The organism is Asticcacaulis sp., assembly GCF_027484505.1.
Lineage (GTDB): Bacteria > Pseudomonadota > Alphaproteobacteria > Caulobacterales > Caulobacteraceae > Asticcacaulis.
In genome coordinates this window covers 1-2,890 of sequence record NZ_JAIXSV010000202.1, presented here as the reverse complement: position 1 = coordinate 2,890, position 2,890 = coordinate 1, and the positions used below count along the sequence as shown (strand labels likewise).

Here is a 2,890-nt window from a genome sequence, read left to right as displayed (position 1 = left end):
CGGCCGGGGTGACGGACGCCGCCGCAGGGGCGGCGGGGTCCGCCGGCGCGGGCACGGGCGGTGCTTCGGGCCTGGTCTCGGGCACGGGTGCCGACGATTCCGGGATTGTTTCGGTACCGGATGGGTTAGGGCCATCCGCCCGGTCCGCCGCCATCAGGATATCCTGCACGGCGGCCGGGGCGCGGCGAAGCCGGGGCAGGCGCCGTCGGCGGGGCGGCCGGTCGGGCCGTTGGTCAGCCGGCAGCAAGGTGCCGCCCAGATCCAGCCGGTCGGCGGCCCAGAGCAGGACCCGGATATTGCCGGCGCTGATCGCGTGCTGCAGCCCATCGACCACGGCATGGCGCAGGGCGACAAAACGATTGTCGCTTTCGCGCTGAAACATGCGGCGTTCGGCCTGGACCCGGTGACGCAGGCCCGACGAACGCTGCATGCCGCGCCAGATGGTGCTGCGCGACACCCCGAAATGTTTGGCCACCTCCGTCGTCGATACACCCGCCGCGATGAAATAGGCCACCCGCGCCCAATCCTCATCCTTCAGCCGGGAACGGCCCAGCCCGGAAGGAAAATAGTCTTCATGCGCCCATTCCACATCATCCCCGGCCCGCACGGCATTCTCATCATCCGTGCCGCGCCACCAGGCCTGGGCCTGCTCATCCGGCGTCAGCGCATCAAAGGCCGGGTCCAGCGGCAGGGTGCTGGCTGGCGGGTCGGTCAGGCGGGGCTGTGGCATGGGAGGCTCCGGGGGTTGGGAAAATAGGAGAATAAAATCCTACAATTTTCCCAAAACAATGACAATAGTCATTGGAGCCCAATGCCCACCCCGACCCGGATCAGCGGGCGAGCACCTCTGCTGCTTGTCGGGTTTTGGTGACGGCAGCCGCCACCATGCCCACCGCCGACGAGATGGTGTCGATATTGGCCGAAACCTGGGTAACGGCATGGGACGTGACGTCCATGCGGGTGCTGATTTCACGGGTTACGGCACTTTGCTGTTCCATGGCGGCGGCGGTTGAATTGACATAGCCGCTGACGCTGCCGATGGCGCCGGTGATGCCGCGCACGGCATTGGCCACTTCATTACTGGTGCGCTGAATATTCTCGATTTCTGTGGAAATCTGTTCGGTGGCGCGGGCTGACTGATTGGCGAGACCCTTCACCTCCGACGCGACCACCGCGAAACCCTTGCCGGCCTCCCCGGCGCGCGCTGCCTCGATGGTGGCGTTCAGCGCCAGAAGGTTGATCTGGCCGGCAATGTCGCGGATCAGTACCACCACGCTGTTCATGGCCTGGGCGGCATTGATCAGGCGGTCGGCCTGCTGTGCCACCAGCTCGGCCTCCTTGCCCGCTGCCTCTACCGCGTTACGAGACCGGATCATGGTCTGGGCGATTTCCGCCACGGAGCTGGCCATGTCGCGCGCGCCATCCAGGACGGTACGCATGTTGGTCAGCGACCCGGCGACGGCGGATGTGGCCCCGCTGCAATCCTTGGAGGATTGCTGGACTGCGCTGTCAATCTCGGCGAAATTCTCGTCAATCAGGCTTTTCAAGTCGGCCAGCAGGCGCACCTGATCGGTGACATTGCTGGCCAGCTTGACCACCTTTGTCACCTTGCCGTTGCCGTCCAGCACGGGGTTGTAGGAACCCTCAATCCAGACATCCGCCCCGGTCTTGGACAGGCGACGGAAGCGGCCCGACTGAAACTCCCCCTTGCGCAGCTTATCCCAGAAGATGCGATAGGTTTCGCTTTCCCGCTGGTCCGGTGCCATGAAGATGGAGTGGTGGCGGCCCTTCACCTCATCCAGGCGGTAGCCCATGGCCGACAGGAAAATATCATTGGCTTCCAGAATGGTACCGTCGGGCGCGAATTCGATGATAGCGGCGTTGCGGCCAATGGCCTTGCTCTGTGCTGCATAGGCCAGATTGGCCAGCCGTTCGGCGGCATTGGCCCATTCCACGACATAGCCGGAGCGCACGCCATTGGTGGTGATCGGGCTGACCAGCAGGTCGAACATGCGGGTACCGACCTTGATCGTCGCCTCATGCGCGCGGGTGAGCGCCGACAGCATGGTGCGCTGATGCGTGGGGTTCTTGTGGAAAATGTCGATGTTGGAGCCGATCAGGCTGGCCATGCTGAAGCGCGGCAGCTCCTTCCTCAGATCGGCCTCCGCCTCCGACAGAAAACCCTGCAACGAGGGGTTCACGTAGGTGATCACCAGATCGGCGTTGGCGATCATGATGTTGGCGCGTACCAGATCCATGGCCTGCGACTTCAACTGGCCCTGATTATCCGCCTTTGCCATCCCGAACATGACCCTCTCCCCCTCGTTTGCGATGATTGACCCGTGACCAGCCCGGCGCTGCTACCTGTTTCGCCCGGCCAATCGTTTTCAGGATGGCGAGATAAGACGTTTGGCCTAGGTCACAATGCATACGAAGGGATAGGCTATCCGTTCGCGTAGGATAGGCAGGCGCAAAGCCAAGTATTGCGGAGCCAAAGGGGCCTGATCGGCTTTGACGTGCCAAATTCCCATTGATTTGTCTTTTTTGAACAATGACCCTAATGCTGCTGTGCAGCAGGATGCAGCGATCCGGACCGGCGGGTCGCGGTGCCGCGGGTAGGAGTGGCCGGGGGTTCCCGGCATCCGAGCAAACGGGTATCATGCGCACAAACCGGTAGAACACCTGAAACAGAGGGGGCCGCGTGCCGCTTTATCGTGATGACCAGGGGAACGTCTATTTTTCCCACAGCGTCCTGCTGACGGGGGAGGCGGTGCGGCCCGGCCCGATCCGCATGCCCGAGGATGCGTGGCTGCGTGTGGCACGGGTGCATCCGGCCTGGGTGCAGCGGTTGCCGCGCGCGGCCCTGGCCCTGGTGGCGCTGTCGGTGCTG

General features: G+C 63.7%; 3 protein-coding genes. 1 reads left to right on the top strand and 2 read right to left on the bottom strand.

Annotated elements, in window-relative coordinates:
* Both Q0072_RS12305 and Q0072_RS12300 read right to left on the bottom strand, forming a co-directional pair.
* Nucleotides 1–730, bottom strand: a 730-nt coding sequence (locus tag Q0072_RS12305) for a helix-turn-helix domain-containing protein (RefSeq protein WP_298330499.1), incomplete at its 3' end; no start/stop codon positions are given.
* A 100-nt stretch (nt 731–830) separates the two neighbouring features.
* A complete protein-coding gene (locus Q0072_RS12300; protein WP_298330497.1) occupies nt 831–2,309 on the bottom strand; it encodes a PAS domain-containing methyl-accepting chemotaxis protein in 1,479 nt (492 codons plus the stop codon).
* Nucleotides 2,310–2,701: 392 nt separating this feature from the next.
* On the opposite strand from Q0072_RS12300, the gene Q0072_RS12295 reads away from it, so the two are divergent.
* On the top strand, nt 2,702–2,890 hold a 189-nt coding region (locus Q0072_RS12295; protein WP_298330495.1), incomplete at its 3' end, for a hypothetical protein.